17 protein-coding genes are annotated in these 14,655 nt (G+C 60.2%); 9 read left to right on the forward strand and 8 right to left on the reverse strand.

Annotation, left to right across the window (positions count from 1 at the left end):
* From ABI582_RS24990 to ABI582_RS25015, 6 genes are all read left to right on the forward strand, one after another.
* Entirely contained in the window at positions 1–1,137 is a 1,137-nt protein-coding gene (locus ABI582_RS24990; RefSeq protein ID WP_338745284.1) for a hypothetical protein, read from the forward strand.
* A gap of 7 nt (positions 1,138–1,144) precedes the next feature.
* Positions 1,145–2,320 carry a hypothetical protein gene (locus tag ABI582_RS24995; RefSeq protein WP_442120583.1) on the forward strand — a complete coding sequence of 392 codons (1,176 nt, stop codon included), beginning with the start codon at positions 1,145–1,147 and terminating at the stop codon, positions 2,318–2,320.
* A gap of 13 nt (positions 2,321–2,333) precedes the next feature.
* A complete protein-coding gene (locus ABI582_RS25000; protein ID WP_442120584.1) occupies positions 2,334–3,470 on the forward strand; it encodes a M23 family metallopeptidase in 1,137 nt (378 codons plus the stop codon).
* Between the two features lie 255 nt (positions 3,471–3,725).
* Positions 3,726–4,817: a hypothetical protein gene (locus ABI582_RS25005; RefSeq protein ID WP_442120585.1), complete on the forward strand. Its 1,092-nt coding sequence runs from the start codon at positions 3,726–3,728 to the stop codon at positions 4,815–4,817.
* Between the two features lie 88 nt (positions 4,818–4,905).
* On the forward strand, positions 4,906–5,331 hold the full coding sequence (locus tag ABI582_RS25010; protein ID WP_338745288.1) for a hypothetical protein: 426 nt from the start codon (positions 4,906–4,908) through the stop codon (positions 5,329–5,331).
* A 15-nt stretch (positions 5,332–5,346) separates the two neighbouring features.
* On the forward strand, positions 5,347–5,781 hold the full coding sequence (locus tag ABI582_RS25015; protein WP_442120586.1) for a hypothetical protein: 435 nt from the start codon (positions 5,347–5,349) through the stop codon (positions 5,779–5,781).
* Between the two features lie 58 nt (positions 5,782–5,839).
* On the opposite strand, the gene ABI582_RS25020 is transcribed toward ABI582_RS25015, so the two are convergent.
* Both ABI582_RS25020 and ABI582_RS25025 read right to left on the reverse strand, forming a co-directional pair.
* Entirely contained in the window at positions 5,840–6,592 is a 753-nt protein-coding gene (locus ABI582_RS25020; RefSeq protein WP_442120587.1) for a hypothetical protein, read from the reverse strand.
* 199 nt (positions 6,593–6,791) lie between these two features.
* A complete protein-coding gene (locus ABI582_RS25025) occupies positions 6,792–7,403 on the reverse strand; it encodes a hypothetical protein (protein ID WP_442120588.1) in 612 nt (203 codons plus the stop codon).
* A gap of 115 nt (positions 7,404–7,518) precedes the next feature.
* Here ABI582_RS25025 and ABI582_RS25030 point away from each other — a divergent pair, with 115 nt between their 5' ends.
* Positions 7,519–7,866: a hypothetical protein gene (locus ABI582_RS25030; protein WP_442120589.1), complete on the forward strand. Its 348-nt coding sequence runs from the start codon at positions 7,519–7,521 to the stop codon at positions 7,864–7,866.
* 22 nt (positions 7,867–7,888) lie between these two features.
* On the opposite strand, the gene ABI582_RS25035 is transcribed toward ABI582_RS25030, so the two are convergent.
* A complete protein-coding gene (locus ABI582_RS25035) occupies positions 7,889–8,542 on the reverse strand; it encodes an OmpA family protein (RefSeq protein WP_442120590.1) in 654 nt (217 codons plus the stop codon).
* Positions 8,539–9,030: a hypothetical protein gene (locus tag ABI582_RS25040; protein WP_110746350.1), complete on the reverse strand. Its 492-nt coding sequence runs from the start codon at positions 9,028–9,030 to the stop codon at positions 8,539–8,541. Before ABI582_RS25040 ends, ABI582_RS25035 begins: the two co-directional genes overlap by 4 nt.
* Before the next feature lie 291 nt (positions 9,031–9,321).
* Between ABI582_RS25040 and ABI582_RS25045 the strand changes: the two genes are divergently transcribed.
* The gene (locus ABI582_RS25045) at positions 9,322–9,855 is read left to right on the forward strand and encodes a hypothetical protein (RefSeq protein ID WP_338745293.1); all 534 of its coding nucleotides are present in this window, start codon (positions 9,322–9,324) and stop codon (positions 9,853–9,855) included.
* 37 nt (positions 9,856–9,892) lie between these two features.
* Complete coding sequence (locus ABI582_RS25050) at positions 9,893–11,146, forward strand: DUF6685 family protein (protein WP_442120591.1); 1,254 nt, start codon at positions 9,893–9,895, stop codon at positions 11,144–11,146.
* 32 nt (positions 11,147–11,178) lie between these two features.
* Here the strand turns inward: ABI582_RS25050 and ABI582_RS25055 are convergent, their stop codons facing one another.
* From ABI582_RS25055 to ABI582_RS25070, 4 genes are all read right to left on the reverse strand, one after another.
* Positions 11,179–11,610 carry a hypothetical protein gene (locus ABI582_RS25055; RefSeq protein WP_338745296.1) on the reverse strand — a complete coding sequence of 144 codons (432 nt, stop codon included), beginning with the start codon at positions 11,608–11,610 and terminating at the stop codon, positions 11,179–11,181.
* Between the two features lie 125 nt (positions 11,611–11,735).
* Positions 11,736–13,526, reverse strand: a complete 1,791-nt coding sequence (locus tag ABI582_RS25060) for a phospholipase effector Tle1 domain-containing protein (RefSeq protein ID WP_442120592.1) — start codon at positions 13,524–13,526, stop codon at positions 11,736–11,738.
* Between the two features lie 59 nt (positions 13,527–13,585).
* On the reverse strand, positions 13,586–14,038 hold the full coding sequence (locus ABI582_RS25065) for a hypothetical protein (protein WP_368976865.1): 453 nt from the start codon (positions 14,036–14,038) through the stop codon (positions 13,586–13,588).
* A gap of 131 nt (positions 14,039–14,169) precedes the next feature.
* Positions 14,170–14,547: a hypothetical protein gene (locus ABI582_RS25070; protein ID WP_338745299.1), complete on the reverse strand. Its 378-nt coding sequence runs from the start codon at positions 14,545–14,547 to the stop codon at positions 14,170–14,172.
* Positions 14,548–14,655 lie beyond the last annotated feature (108 nt).

The following is a 14,655-nucleotide window of genomic DNA, read 5'->3' on the forward strand; positions in this document are numbered from 1 at the left end:
ATGAATTTTCGGCTCAAGCTAGCCAGCATTGTCGTGGGTTCGACAATGCTGTCGGGTGTTTCCTACGGTGCGCTTTACGGTTTCGGCCCTGCCGAGATGTGGACCGCTGCGCAGATCAGCGCGCTGTCAGCATCCGTGGGCACCAACATCACCACGTTCGGCACGACCTTCGGTAACCAGATGACCATAAAGTTCGAGCAGATCATCTCGGCCGTGGCCGTAGCCACCAAGCAGGAAGCACTGTCAGCGAGTGTGGTCGCGGACAACAGCAGGCAAACCGCCGAGCAACTGATCAATGCCAGTCGCGCGCAGCAACAGAACGCGGCCGCGACCAAGGCCTACCTCGACTTCAACGCAGCGACCGGCCAAGGTTTCGACCCTTGCGGCACCGTGATCAAGAACAAGTCGATGGACATCGCATTCACCAGCATGGCGGCCAAGGCCAAGGCAGCTGTCGGTGAGCTGGATGCCTCTCCGGGTCGCCTGGTGGCTTCCACAGGCAAGGCGATGCAGCAACGCCTGCAAGAGCACCGCGCCAAGTTCTGTACCGCCGCAGAGGCAGATGCCGGGCTGTGCACGCTCAGTACACTACCCGGTGGTGACACCAACGCCGCCCTGCTGTTCGAAGCCGCGGATGCTGACTCGCTGGCCACCGAAGCGCGTACCGCCTACATCCAGCACGTGATGGGTCCCCCGGACGAAGCCTTGGTCAAGGCCGCTGGCGCTACGCCCGCCGGCGAAACCTACATGGTGCAGAAAAACCGCAAGGACTCGATGTTGTCTGTACCGGCCTACAGCCTGTCGATGATCAACGCTGCCAACACCCGCAGCAAGGCGTTCGGCGGCAAGTCCCCCAATGAAGTGCTCAAGCTGCGCGTGAACCAGTACTTCGGTGGCAAGGAAGCGCAGGAATGGTCGGGGAACCTGGCCCGCCAGACCCAGCGCGGGTTGCTGGTGGAGGCTGCCAAGATGGGCGGCCTCGAAGTCTGGATTCATCAGCAGCAGTACGAGCAGAACCAACGGCTGCTCGCCAACCTGGCAACGCTGGTAATCGCCTCCTCTGACGGCCTGGGCGCCCCGTTGGAAGCGCGCTACCAGAAAGTGTTGTCTGAAACAGCAGCGCAGTCGGTACAGTGAGGTGCCCATGAAAAAGGATTTCGACGCAGCGCGTGAAGCGCGCAAATGGAAGGTCTCGCTGGGTGCTTCGCTTGTGCTGACCTCTACGCTGGCTTGGGCCTATTGCCCACCCCAGTATCAGGAAAACACCGTAGCGCCGGCATTCACTGCGGCCACCCAGACACTCAACGGCCTGGTGTCCGGGGTAGATGCTTCGCTGTCGGCCCTGCTTGAAACCGAGAGCCAGCGCCTGACCTCGGCCATCGCGATCCTGACCAAGCAGAAAGCCCTGGCGGCAAACCAGATCGCAGAAGCTGGGCACAATGCTGCCCAGCAAACGGCGACGGGGCTCAAGGTGCTGGCCCAGACCCAGCGGGTCAAGCAGTCACGCTTCGACTACGGTGGCGAATTCGGCCAAGGCTTTTCGCCTTGCTCGGTCTACGCGACGCGTACCCTGATCAGTGCCCGCGATGCCGACATGGGCAGCGAAGTGCGCCAGCGGGTCAAGTCCGAGATCGTGGCGGCACCAGGCACCTACGCCGAGCCCATCAGCGCCCAGGCTGCACTGGTCAAGGCACGCAAGCAGTTCTGCACCCAGGACCAGGCAGATTCAGGGATGTGCGAATCGGTCGGCTCGCTGCCGGGCGCCGACCTGACCGTGGCCACCCTGTTCGAACCCGTCATGGAAAACGAGCCGCTGTACCAGGCGAAAGTCGGGTTCGTCAATAACGTCGCCGGCCTGCCGGACGGCCCCGTGCCAGCATCGGCAGGCAAATCCGCAGCCACCGAAGACTATGCGCTTTCCAAGGCCCGCAAGGATGCGCTTGTGTCGCCGGCACTCGCCAGCCTCAAGGCAATCCAGCTCGACTATTCCGGCGTGGAAGGCACCGAAACAGGCACCGACCTGCCACTGGCCGTGCACTTTCGCAACGAGGTCAAACGCTATTCGGGCAATACGCCTCAATATGACAGCTGGGCCCGGGTCATGGCCGCACAGAACGAGCGAGGTGCGCTGATCGAGATCTTGAAGATCAAGGCGCTGGACCTGGCCATCCAGGAAAAGCAATATCGCCAGTACGAAAGCATGGAGGCTCAACTGGCTTCGCTGGTGTCCATGTCGGTAACTGCCGCGGGTGCGCAAACCCAGACCAGCCAGGCAGCAGCAGATGCGGCCAAGCAGAACGTGCAACAGAGCGTGCAGTGACGGAGCGCAAGGTATGAACAGAACGATCTTGCGCGGCCTCGCCGGCCTGAGCCTGCTGGCGTGTGCCCACGGCGCCATTGCGGACACCTGTATGGTGTCCCCCACCGACAAGGAAATTGTTTCCGGCCGTTTCGGCAAGTTCCGGGGTGGCGGCGCGGCCAACCACGGCTCGGCCAACCAGAAGGCACACATGCACGATGGCCTGGACTTTTCCACCAGCGGTACATCGCAACCGGTCTATGCCACCACCGAGGGCAAGATAACCTTCGCTGGCTCTCGACGGTCTGCGGGTAATGCGATACTGATTCAGCGGGCCAATGGCGATATCGTCGCCTACTACCACCTCAGCGGATTCGCCAACGGCATCAAGCAGGGCGTCACGGTCAAGCCGGGGCAGCAGCTGGGCCTGTCAGGCAACACCCCCAGTACGTCCATGGTGAAGCACTTGCACTTCACCTATGGCACCACGAAAAAAGACGAGGCAAGGGCCAAGGCGTTCAGGGAAAATGCTCACCGAGGGCCATTCAACCCGGCGCAGTTGCCTTCCCCCTTGGCCCACCCGCAGGTCGACATTGGCTGGAAGACTGACCCGGCCCCCTATTTCTGCCAAACTTACGCCATCCAGGATGGTCATCCCGAGCATTATCCCATCCTCGGCAAGGACACCAAGGCGCAGCACCAGATCCTTTTCGGTAATGTACCTTCGGGCGGGGTTGCGCCAGACTCCACGGCTGAGCCTGTCCAGGTGGCAGCCGCCAACGCCGATGCAGCGCTGGCCGAAGCGGATGGCAAGACGCCCGCGATGTACTTGTCCGACGCTGATGGCTATGGTGCCTTGCCGACCGCTCCGATCGGTGGCTACGACAGCATGTCGGTATCAGAAATGCTGGCGACCGAAGCCTCCCGGCGCTTCAGCGATGCCGAGTGGAACAACAGTATCACCCATGTTTCCAGCCGCGCCCTGTGGGTCGACTACAACCGGGCGGTAGGTGTCGGCAATTATTTGTCGGAAGCGATTTATCGCAAGAAGGAAAAAGTTGAAGCATTGCTTGCCGTTTACGCGTCGCAGAAATTGGCAGGTCAACGGATTCAGACCGATGGGGCCCAGCAGCGAGCCCAGAAAGGAGCTGTTTCCAGATCCATTGAATAACGCGGCGCCCACGAAAGGTAGACACAGATGGAACCCAAAGAACTCGATAAGCCTGATCAAGCCGTCGCTGATTCTGCTGCCGGGCAAACAGCCCAGCCAGGGCGGAGTTATGCAGGTATCTTGGTCCATCATGGCGCAGCGCCCTTGAACGAAAACGGTGACAGCGAAAACGTTTACAGCATCACCCTGAAGACCGCTGAAGGTAACCTGACCTTCCAGGATGCCGGTTTTGCCGAGCTCATGAACAACTCGTCCGTGCAGCTCGGCGACAGCGTGCGCCTGGATCACCAGGAAGGCGCCTGGAGCGTGCAACAGATAGATGCCGCTGCCTTGAAAGCACTCAATGCGCAGGCTGGTAATCCGCAAACGCCCAGTAGCGCGGAAGCGGCAAGCAGCAGCGCACAAAAAGATTCCCCTGACATTGATCCAAGCGCACTCGATGCGCTGATGAAGGTCGTGGGTGAGATGAAGGCGAAGGACGCTTCACTCGACCCGGAAGAAGTGCGGCGCATCAATGAATCGCTGAATGAACCAGCAGATGCTGCCGGCACCAAAGCCTCCCAACACGCACAGCGCGAAAGTAACGGCGCAGAAGCGCTGTTGCAAGGCAGTGCAGAACTCGTAGGCGGCGTGGCGTCGTTGACCGGGGCAGCCCTGCAAGGCATTGGCAGAGGTGCAAGCGCCCTGGCCAATGCCTGGCGTGACGGCTCGAAGCCCGCGGAAGTCGAAGCTTCTTCCGCGCCAGCAGGGCCTGACGAGATGATGGGCCGGGTGCAGGTCCTGCCCCGTCTGTCCGAGTACCGGGTGGACCAGGTTGAAAAAGCCGCCGGCAATTACGAGAAGGCACATACGGCGTTCTGGAACGCTGGAAACATGCCCCAGGTTCGTGAGCAGATCGAAGCACGTGCCGAGCAAACCGGGCTGACCGTGCCCGAAGTGATCGAAAAGATGAAGCCGGACGGTGAATTCACTGACCTGCACGAGACGTTCGTCGAGGCAGTCGGGCAGTCACCGGATGCCCAAACCCACAAAAAAGCCATGGACAAGGCACTCACCGGCTGGACCCGCCAGTACGGGCGGGCCCAGGAAGAGCTGCTGAACCCCGAAACCGAAGGCAACCCGCATTATGACAAGCTCAAGGCCCGCCTTGAGACCTCCAGCGAAAACATCCACGGCAATGCAGGTAACACTCCGGCATTCGAAGGGGAAACACAGTCGCATCTGGAGCGCCTGCAAGAGTCGATGCAGCGCATCTTCGAACGCTTGAAGGAGATGGTGCAAGGGGTCGTCAACATGGTTCGCAACAAGGCCGGAGGCAACTCCCAGGACAATGACATGGCGCCTTGACACCTGCTCGGGTCGCCAGACTGTCCGGCCAGCTGATAGCTAAATGGAGCCTTCAAGGCAAACGTATTCACCACGCAAGGAGAACGGAATGACCGAGTACAGCAGCTGGAAAGAAATCACCGCCACGCCGGAGGCGCACCTGGATTTCCTGCGGGTGATCGACGGTAAGCTGGAAGAAGGCCTGGGTGGCAAGAACCTGTATGAAAAGCTGTCCAAGGACATCACGGTGGAAGGCAAGGCCTTCAGCCAGGCCTTCCACCTGAACAAACTGGAAGCCAACTCGTACGGCTGGGATACCGACGAGACGCCGGACCCGGTGAAGCTCGAGATCGTCGAGTTGACCTCGAAGATCAAGGAGGCGGACCCAGGCTACGACCTGGCCCACTTCACGACCGGCTATGAGTACATGATCAGCGAGATGAAAGAGCGCGGCGTGGAAGTGAATGCCGGCCTGGACCACAGCGACCCAGTGCCGAAGAACCGCAGCGGCTCGGACTACGAGCCTGGCATGTGACGCCTGGAGGTACCTGTGAAAGCGATCATTTCCCTCACGCTGGCCGTCGGTATGTCGGCGCTGGCGGGTGCTGCCCAGGCCCAGGAAGCCCCCGTGGCCGAGGAGCAATGGCAGGAGCTACCGCGCAATACCACCATCTACGTGCCGGTGCCCAAGCAGGTCACGCCGGTTGCGGCTTATCGTTCGTGCTCGAACCGCTACGAGGGTGAGCGCTGCGATTTCTCCACCCCTCGCCAAGGCGTGGTCGAAGGCACATGCCAGGCACCGGAAATGCGACAGCCGCCAGCCTATGGCTACGAGACGCAGCAATACCCCGCCCAGGTGCGCACGGCCTTGGTGTGCATGCCCGTCGAGAACCCGGCTGCTGGCGGCCTGGACAACCCGGGCCACGAGTCGCTCCAACCGCCGCCGACAGCCCCACAAGCGGAACAGCCAGCACCCAGCCCCTGAGTGCTGATCCATCAAATCGGGCGCAATCCCAGTAACGGCCTTGTGTCGCGCCCGTCATTCATGATGACGGGGCAGAGTCGTCGACATCCGGTCCGCGTGCAGCCGACTGCAACATGTCCATGATGAACCGCTGCGTTTCCGGCAGCTGCCTGCCGAATACCTCATCCAGCTCAGGGGCGAGCTGGATATCACCTGCATCCAAACCCCGTGCGACCTGGTCCTGGTAGCGCGTCACAAAACGTTCGCGGATATCACGGGCTTCGGGGCTATCGCCACCCGTCAGTTCTTCCAGTAGCCCTTGCACCGCCTGCATGAACACCAGGCTGCGCTTGTATTGCAGGTGCTTCAGCCTGGACTGCTCGAGCGCAGCTGCGTAATGCATGTCCATCACCTCGAGCCTTGCCTGTAGCAACTCATTGCTGCTCTGCAAGGCTGCAAATGCTTCGGACTCGCTAGCCGTCGGTTTAGCCTCAGCGCGCTTGGCAGCACCGGAGACCTGGGACAATTGCTGGTACATCAGGTCGATGATGGTTTTCTGGCGCTGCACCACTGTCCGAAGCTGCACCGCCTCCTCGAAGTACTGCCTCACGTGCCCCCTGAGCGGCTCCAGTTTCTCGTTGGCACAGGCCACCCCTGCGTCCCAGCCTTGCGCATAGCCTTGAGAGCGCCCCTCATCGAAGCCCTCTTTACGACCTTGCTGGCGCCCCTGACTGCGCCCGACATGCAGGTTGGAAATTGCATGATCGAGCGAGCCGGTATATCCACCATCCAGGCCGCCACCAGGTCTCCCCGCACCCCAGTTATGGTCCATTTGCTTCCTCGCTTAAGCTGCTGCCGCCCCTGGCGGCTGGATGTTTTCCAGAGCATCCCTCACAACGTCGGGTCCGGCGCGTCATCCTTCAGCGTTGCTGCCGACTGCGCCATCTGCCCATGCTCCCTGGATCGGCGCGTCCCTTGAACATGCGCCGCTAGATTCTGGTCAATGCCAAACCCGATACTGTCCACCGAGTTCAACGCGTGGTCTTCACATCGCTCCCAGCTGCTTGCTGGGCTTCGGCCTGAGGCAAGGCGAAATCGGCAAGCCGATGCAGGGCAACCGCTACCCAATCGCCACCGAAACGCTTGTCCTCCAGCACCGACTTCAGCGCCAGGATCGGCACACAGTGCCTTGCTTCGCCTTGGACATAAAAAGCAGCCATCCATTCGGGCAGCAAGTGTTTTATATCTTCGTGGGTTTCCACGCTGAACACCAACGCAAGAATACCAGGCAGGGTTTTGACCTCCCGGCTGGGCAGCGCGTCCGCCAGCCAGAAGGCCACCTCGCCAAGCTGGCCGGCCTGGATCGGCAACAGGGCAACGACTTTGTGCCCGTCATGATCAACGACAATGCCCGGCTCAAGGTCGAGCGTTTGCGCGTCAAAGCCGATCGCTGCCTGGCGAATGGGTAGCGACTTGAGGAAATGCTCCAGCAGCGTGTACATCTCGAAAGCTGCCGGAATGTCCTTCTGGATGGCCGGGGCACTCTTGGCCATCACGCTGACGAAGCCGCCCCCCGCCTGGGCGAGGACATCGCCACTGATGGCCTGCGCAACGAAAGCCTCGAGTTCATACAACGAATACATGGTCCCACTCCCGCGCAACGGCTCGACTAGACTGAACTTCAACCTGCTGACAGGTCCAAAAACCTCAGTCGTTCGTGTTTTGTATGTTTGCAGCCCAAACTTCAAGGATGTACCAATGACCCATCAGTTTCACTGTGCATTTCATCCCGCGCCGGGCAATGACGGTGGCGTGCTGAACATCGGCCCCGCCTCGGTCAGCATCGACCTGGAAAACCTCTGCCTGTTCGCCAATGTGGTCGGCCAGATCGAAAAGCGCCGGGCGGCCGGCGTAGCCAGGTCAGAGATTCTCGGCGAGTGGGTAGGCAGTGAAGACATCGACTGGGCGCATATCGGCTATCACCCCTGCCGCGAGAGCTACAGCCTGCGTTACAACGGCGTAGCTTGGGAGGCGCCTGCAGACGCCACCATCGCCGCTGCCGCCGAGGCGCGCTTGTTCCTCGACAACATGCGCCTGCAGGCCTGACCCCACGGCACGGCCCTGCCGTTTAGCGAGCGAGGGCCGTGTTCGCCTGGTACTGACCGAAAAACTCGAATTCAACCCGGCGGTTCGCTGCACGGCCAGCGGGGGTGTCATTCGCGGCGATGTAGTCGCCCTCCTGCCCTTCGGCGCTGATTTTCGCCGCTGCTACGCCGCGCCGAACCAGGTACATCTTCGCCGCCTGCGCCCTGAGCAAGGCCACCCGGCGATTTGCCTCCACCGTGCCCACACTGTCGGTAAAGCCGACGATCTTCACCTGCAGCGCGTCCTGCGCCGAGCGCACCAGAACGTCGCCATCCTCGGCGCTGGGGCTGAAGCGTGAGTGGCCGAACGCAAAATTGAGCGTCATGTGGTTGATCGAAGTCTGGATCTGCTCCTGCCGCGCCCTGATTGCCAAAAGCTCCTGACGGCTGCCATTGGCGTCGGCTTCGGCCGCAGCCAGCCGCACCCGCAAGCTCTGGATTTCGCTGTTCAGGGCATTGATGGTCTGCTGCATTTGTGCGGTGTTCTGCCCTTGCCCCGCGGGTGCTACGTAAGGCACCGGCGCGGCGGGGCTTTCCACCAGCTCGAACCCTGCCAGAGCCTTCGGTGCAAGTACCACCGAGAGGGCGGTCATTACCAGCGGCAGCCACCTGCGAGGGGTGGAAACGAGGGTGCTCATACATCTCTCCAATATCGCAGGATCACGAAAACGATGGCCGACCAGGCATACCCCAGCAGCAATACCAGGATGCCTGCCAGCAGGTAGATACGCAGCGGGTCCGTGGCATCCTGGCCCAGCGGCTGAAGCCCGGGAACCAGGGTGGCCGGGAACCAGGCGAACAGCAGCGCCACCAACGGTGCGAGCCACAGGCCAAGGCGCAGCTGACGATGGTCGCCCCCGCGCGTCCACCAGGCGTACCAACCCAGGCTGAGCAGGTAGGCAGGCAGCAACATGACGCTCAGCAACAGGGCTGAAAAGGACAATGCCGCGGCGTAGAAGCGCGGCGAACCTTGGGCCATTTCACCCATCAGGGTCGCCACCACCGCAATGGCAAAAGCAACCAGCGCCACCTGCAGAGGCACCGACAGCAGCCACAGGGCTGCGCGACGATCGCCCACGGCCGTGAGGCCTGGCTTCACGGCAGGTGGAGGTAATGCGTAGGACATGCCTGGAAACTCCTTTTAAGGGTCAGCCGGACGGCCAGGTTCAGGAGAACTGCCGCTGTGTGCCAGCCAACGTTCAACATCCTGTCATCTATCAAAATGACCTGTTAGAAAAATGTCGAAATTGATGGTGAGTATGAATTTGAGGCCTTTTGCCGTCAAGGTTTGAATCTTCGTCATAGGCAGGCTCTCACTTGACCAAGCGCAGGGCGTAGCGCACACTCGAGGCATGTAAAAAACATTTTTCTGACAACTAGAATTGATAGCACTTTGTCATCCAGAAGGATCTGCCGCATGAAAGCTCTGCACCTCGCCCTGCCGCTGCTGGTTTCGCTCGCCTGCACGTCGGCATACGCCGCAAACATCGATCAGGCCGAAGCCAATGCACGCATTACTCAGGCCCTGACCTGCAAGCGCAACGTTTCCCCTGAACAATTCGAGGCGCTGGTCAAGGCCGCAAACGGCAAGGCCATCGTGCAGGCCTCGGACCTGTCCGACGGCGAGTACACCGTGCCGAACCCGCTGGACGTTTACGGCCGCGCCGTGACCAAGCTTGCAATGCACCCAGGCTCCAATGGCGAAGGTGACTTCGATACGTACTCCGGAGCATTCACCGGCGAGAGTATCCAGGCGGTGGCCAAGCTGGCCGACATCCCCAAGAACGAATTCGGCCAGTTCAAGAAAGAAGTCGGTAACCACGACCTGTGGCTGTATGAGGATGGCAACGACACCTACATCAGCTGCTCGTACGACATGCGCACAGTGGTGAAGACCATCAAGAGCACGGCCCGCAAGGCAGCGGACGCAGTGCAGCGCGCCACCCAGTAACGCACCCGAACCTGTATGCGCTGAAGGGAGTCACGCCATGAGCTTCAGGACACTGGCTGCAAAGTTTCTGGAAACGGTCAAGGACGACCTGGGCATCCCTGCCCGTTTACGCCGGGTAATCGCCGACACTCCCAGTTTACGCATGCGGGTGGATGACACCGCCGCCGTCATCGCCTCGTCGAGCGTGGTGCGCTGGCATGAGTGGTCGCAACGTATCGGTTTCGGCCAGGGCAGCGAACAGAACGGTGAGGTTAGAGGCTGGCGCGCCAGCGGCGGCCATTACCACAGCGAGCATCGGCAGATCGCCGCACTGGCGCGGCTGGGCAAAACCGAAACCCGGCATGAATTCGCCTGTGACATCGGTGATGTGACTGGCCTGTCCGCCTCCAAATCCGAGCTGTACCGGTTTTTCTCCCTGCAACAGATGGCCGAGCAAGCCTGCCAGGCTTTCACCCGCGACATGAGCCAGGAGGGGCTTGCGCAAAACCTGCGCTGGCCGGAGATCGGCATCGTGCATGGCGCCAGCGACTTCATGGTGCGCTACGACTGGGATGATGGCCTGTATCTGGCCAACAGCGGCGGTTCGCACCACTTCGTCGCCGCCCGGCATATCGCCGGGCAGTTGCAGCAGCCGGTTGCGCTGCAGGGTCGCCTTGTCCGCAACGGCCTCGATGCCGGGGCCGCCGCTCAGCTGAACGATGAGTACGCCATCTATGCCGTGAACAAGGACGCGTTCTTCACTGAAGCACTGGATGCCTTGCGCGACTTCAAGGCCACTCACTACTGGGGCGACCTGCCGCAACCGTACGACGACGGTATGGCGATCTTCCTGCCCAGAGAGGAAGCGCGCTCACGCAAGGTTGCGGAAATTTTCGCCAGCGAAGGGTTTACCGATGTAGGTGAAATGCTGGTGGAACTGGCGTCGCCAGATGCGGCTGTGGAGCGCCGGGCGCGCCAGGAAATATTGCGCGCGCGCATTGAAGCCCTGCCAGGCCTGGAAGCAAAAGCCGGCGTGGCACACCTCTTCGGCAAACACGCGGCAGCCGCCCTGCGCGATGAGCTGCCGACACAAGTGGACTGGCAAACCGTGGAGCAGGCCACCCTGGATGAAGCCTTCGGCATTCACCAGCTCGACGCCCAAAGTGTTTACGAAGCGCTCGCCCAACATAGCCCGGGCGCCGTTTCGAGGCATTCACTGCAAACACTACGCGCCACAGTCGATGGCTACGCGGCGCTGCATGAGCGCCAATTGGCCAACTTGCCTACGCCCGAGGCACCAAGCCCCGACTGACTGCGGGGACGCCTGGTCACTCCGCATTCAACTCAGCCAGAGCAATATTGTCCAGCCAAGTGATGAATGCGCGCTGCGGCTTGCTCCTGAGCGCGAGCCTGCTCGCAAGCCCACGACAGCGTCGCCGCATCAGGAACATGCCCAGTGATAGCCTTTTTAGCGATGAACCACAGGGCGCGCATGACAAACAGCGGGTCTTCAGTCAGTCGCGTATCTCCCGAGGTCTGCAGGTAAGCAACTAGCGCCTGGGTCGCACTGACCAATCCCTTGTCCTGACTGAACTGGACCAATGTACCCAATGCCTGCGGATGCATTGAAGGATGAATCGTCAGCGGCGTGCAGCGTTCGGAATCGAGCAAATCCCAAAACGTCACGCCGTCCTTGCAGACCATGCCCACACGGCGACCACCCGCCATGTCATCGACCTCGATGAAGGTGCCTGGCTGGTATTTGTGGATTTTCATGTTCTAACCCTTACCGATTGACTGGCCGACCATCGCCGGCAACAGGTGCATTCTAAGCAAGCAGGTTGCAAAAAGCGTTACTGCAGTGTTTGCCATCGCCCGTATGTGTAACAGCATTGCCTCACTCAGGGCTCCGGGGCCTCCCAGGTAACGGTTCGCTGCTGCTCGGGCACAACAGGGCAGTCAACCATGGCACGAACCAGTGGCCTGCCATCCGCCCCGGCAATTTCGTATTCGTCCTTCAAGCTGCTTTCCGGCCGTTCTACGATCCATTGCGCAACCTGAGTGAGGCCCTCGCGGATGACCCCCGCCTGTGCACCCGGCGCCACGTGCTGCATGTCTATCGCGATCAGGACGCCGCGCTCACCCGCGAATGCCGGCGCCTCATGCACAGCCTCCAGGCTGCCCACCACATTGCCATTGGTATCGTGGAGCGCAATGGGGTCATTGATACTCAGCGAGCCTCGATTGCGGGTCAAATCACCGGCATCGGCAACAATGCGGGCGGCCTCGTAGCCAAAGCCCAGGTCAGCAAAGGCAGAAGAACCTTCGGGGTCGACCCGAAGTACTGCATACTTCGCCGACACGCTCGCGCCGGGTATAGGCACTTCCTTCAGGGCCAGGCGCTGGATATGTTCGACCTCAGGCTTTGAGCCCGCGAGCAATGACGAGAGCTCTGCCACTTGCTTGCGCGACTCGGCGGCATTGGCATCGAAGTCGTCATCGATCAGCCCCATGGCGCCAGCCATGTTTTCCGAAGGTTTATCCGGCACGGCTGAAGGGTTGCTGAGCTTGCCGTCCCACCCAGCCAGCGTCTGCCCCACATGCCTGCCTATTTGCTGGATGAGAGGTGCAGCGAGCGAGCGATCATTTTCGAAAATGACTTTACGACCGCTCACTGGATGGTCGAATGGTTTTTGTTGCCATGCAAGAAAACCGGACGTGCTTTCCCACCCGATAAAATTCAATGTGCCGCTCTCAGCAGGAAACGGCCGGTTATTGATGCGGGTGTAGGACCCATCCGCCTCCCGCTTGAACGCTTCATTACCCTTGAGCAACCGGGAGTCAATCAAAGCCTCTTGCAACCGCTCGGGGTCTTTGATCAACGCATTATATTGCTCGATACGTTCAAGCTCTTTGGCCGGAAAATTCCCCAGCTCCACGCCTGCTGACTTCAAGCGGTCATACATGAATGCAAGCGGGCCAGCGGCCAGCAAGTCATTACGATAGCCACCCCCAACCTGCGAATGCGCCCCTGCAAACTTGACCTCTTCGATGCGCGAGTTGTCGTCATTGCGCAGCGCACTGGTCAAGGGAAATGTCGCACGGTATTCATGCATGGCCACCAAGTGCGTGGTGGATTTGACGTTGTTACTGATCTCCAGGTTTTTCCTGACGTGGCTTTCAGTAATGGGAATACCGTACGAGGCAACCGTGTCAAAAATGGCAAGCTTGTTGATTTCAGCCTCACCCGGCGGGATCAGGTAATCGTCCGTGGCTTTCCACTGGCTGTCGAGTCGGGGCACGCCACGGTCGATCACCTCGTTGGTAAAAGCACGGGCCTGGGCCGCCCCTCGACTAAAGCCGATCACATTCAATTCGATGTTCAGATCAGGGTTCTTGTTGCAGAACGTGACGAAGGCATCATAAGCCTGCTCGATCCGGTTCTGGCTGCCGCGCCCTGTGCCTCGCTCGATCAAGGCGATTGGCGCATTACCCTTCTGGCTCCCCACCCCATCAAGGTAAATTTTCTCCGACTGGCCGGTAAGGCCGCCAGGGCCATACTTGCGCGGCGCCGCGCCGGAGTTGAGGGAAAGGTTGGTGCCATGTGCGGTGTCGCACTCATAAAGCCTGGCCACATTGGTATGGCTACCGAGGGGCGTGTCCCTGTCCTTGCTGTTGTCGGTGCCATCCATGTAGACACTAAAATAAACTGTATTATTCACTTCATATCCCTATGAACAAACTGCCGCGATCAGCCCTGATTCAACTTCAGAATATGCGCCTTTATGGCCTGCCCGGCGGCTTCGACCAAGCTCAGATAAAACGCTTTGCCCAGGCCGAGCAACGGTGATCCCTTCAATGATTCAGCGGTCGCCTTCAGCGTGATGACGCCGAATTGCTCGGCGATGATCTCCATACTGAGCTGGCGCTTCCCAGGCTGGTCATAGGGCTTTTGATACCACGAGGCAATCTGGTACTGGGCGTCCTCTCTTTCGAATGCCGCGTACAAGTGCTGGGCCAGTGCAATCACCGTTTCACGAATCAGCCCAGGGTCGATATCGTGACTTTCCAGCAATGCCTCGAAAGGGGCATTGGCTACCGCCAGAAGATCTCCGATGGTGTAGCCCGCCATCGGCGGAAACACACCAGGCGGCAGCTCGACGGCTGGGCCATTCCCTGCATTTGAACTGTCTTCGTCGTGCATAAAAACTTCCTTGCGCTAAATGTGGAAAATCGCTCGCTGCCTGTTGGTATTGACACTACCTGGTCAAAATACCGAAAAAGGACCGAATCCCTGTACCCCACTCGGCCAGCCTCGCTTCACGCTACGGATACTTACTGCAATCGCAGGACAGCAGCGTGGTAGAGCAGGGTCAGATCCTGCCTGGCATCCATCACTTCACTGTGAAAAACCGCAGAAACAAAAGGCGCCACCTTGAAGAAGTCCGGCAGCACCTGCGGAGGGCTGGCATGAATCGGGAAAACCGGATTGGCAGGCGCAGCCATCTGGAATTCATAACCAAACCCGCCCAACCCGGCGCGCTCGGACAGCGCCTGGGCGATGCACAACACCGCCACCAGCCCGATTTCCGCCACGTCGTCAGCGTAGAGTTCACCACCATCGTAGATAAACTGCTCACCACGCACGATGGCTTGGTCAGCCAGACCGGTCAGAAGCCGCCGCAGCTGGTCTTCCAGTTGATTGTCATCCATGCCAAGCCTCCGCCAAGCGATCCGAGTCAGGTATCAAGATACGCACACGATTGCGCGTCACCGTCCAAGACAACCCGGGGCGGGTAAAATTCCGCCCAGGCTAGCAAT

This window comes from Pseudomonas sp. SAS7, from assembly GCF_052112345.1.
In the GTDB taxonomy this organism is placed as follows: domain Bacteria; phylum Pseudomonadota; class Gammaproteobacteria; order Pseudomonadales; family Pseudomonadaceae; genus Aquipseudomonas; species Aquipseudomonas putida_Q.

Coding starts and splice junctions, on each gene's coding strand:
- ABI582_RS25055 (WP_338745296.1), bottom strand. CDS start 11,610: ATGAAAATCCACAAATACCAGCCAGGCACCTTCATCGAGGTCGATGAC.
- ABI582_RS25000 (WP_442120584.1), top strand. CDS start 2,334: ATGAACAGAACGATCTTGCGCGGCCTCGCCGGCCTGAGCCTGCTGGCG.
- ABI582_RS25070 (WP_338745299.1), bottom strand. CDS start 14,547: ATGGATGACAATCAACTGGAAGACCAGCTGCGGCGGCTTCTGACCGGT.
- ABI582_RS25010 (WP_338745288.1), top strand. CDS start 4,906: ATGACCGAGTACAGCAGCTGGAAAGAAATCACCGCCACGCCGGAGGCG.
- ABI582_RS25040 (WP_110746350.1), bottom strand. CDS start 9,030: ATGTCCTACGCATTACCTCCACCTGCCGTGAAGCCAGGCCTCACGGCC.
- ABI582_RS25060 (WP_442120592.1), bottom strand. CDS start 13,526: ATGGATGGCACCGACAACAGCAAGGACAGGGACACGCCCCTCGGTAGC.
- ABI582_RS25025 (WP_442120588.1), bottom strand. CDS start 7,403: ATGTATTCGTTGTATGAACTCGAGGCTTTCGTTGCGCAGGCCATCAGT.
- ABI582_RS25065 (WP_368976865.1), bottom strand. CDS start 14,038: ATGCACGACGAAGACAGTTCAAATGCAGGGAATGGCCCAGCCGTCGAG.
- ABI582_RS25035 (WP_442120590.1), bottom strand. CDS start 8,542: ATGAGCACCCTCGTTTCCACCCCTCGCAGGTGGCTGCCGCTGGTAATG.
- ABI582_RS25050 (WP_442120591.1), top strand. CDS start 9,893: ATGAGCTTCAGGACACTGGCTGCAAAGTTTCTGGAAACGGTCAAGGAC.
- ABI582_RS25030 (WP_442120589.1), top strand. CDS start 7,519: ATGACCCATCAGTTTCACTGTGCATTTCATCCCGCGCCGGGCAATGAC.
- ABI582_RS24995 (WP_442120583.1), top strand. CDS start 1,145: ATGAAAAAGGATTTCGACGCAGCGCGTGAAGCGCGCAAATGGAAGGTC.
- ABI582_RS25020 (WP_442120587.1), bottom strand. CDS start 6,592: ATGGACCATAACTGGGGTGCGGGGAGACCTGGTGGCGGCCTGGATGGT.
- ABI582_RS25045 (WP_338745293.1), top strand. CDS start 9,322: ATGAAAGCTCTGCACCTCGCCCTGCCGCTGCTGGTTTCGCTCGCCTGC.
- ABI582_RS24990 (WP_338745284.1), top strand. CDS start 1: ATGAATTTTCGGCTCAAGCTAGCCAGCATTGTCGTGGGTTCGACAATG.